Origin of the sequence: Solihabitans fulvus (assembly GCF_008386585.1) — a bacterium.
Taxonomy (GTDB): Bacteria; Actinomycetota; Actinomycetes; order Mycobacteriales; family Pseudonocardiaceae; genus Solihabitans; species Solihabitans fulvus.
The window spans coordinates 1-313 of the sequence record NZ_VUOB01000268.1 but is presented as its reverse complement, the minus strand read 5'-3'; the positions used below and the strand labels follow the sequence as shown (position 1 = coordinate 313).

Annotated in this window: 1 protein-coding gene; it reads left to right on the top strand. The window is 45.0% G+C overall.

What is annotated here, in order from left to right:
• Positions 1–132: 132 nt before the first annotated feature.
• Positions 133–313, top strand: a 181-nt coding sequence (locus F0L68_RS45805) for a hypothetical protein (RefSeq protein ID WP_223199634.1), incomplete at its 3' end; no start/stop codon positions are given.

Below are 313 nucleotides of genomic sequence, written 5' to 3'. Positions count from 1 at the left end.
GGAAAGCAGTGTTCTCTGTGCAAATCCGCCCAGAACTTACCTTTCAGTTTGGAAACTAACTATAACGTGCCGGATTCGTACCTTAATGTATCGGTTTCGAGGGATCTAACGAAGCCCAACGTGAGCTCGGCCATGAACGCCATCGAACAAGAGATGGCCCATTTGATGAGTGCTAATTTTAGTTTAAGACACACACCCGGTGTTAGTGACGTAAGTGAAGTTAATAGGTTTGTTGGGGGCGAAGCTCTCGATGGTACAATACAAAATGCTGAATCTCAATTGGGATCTGGAGCTTTTAAGGATTACATGGACC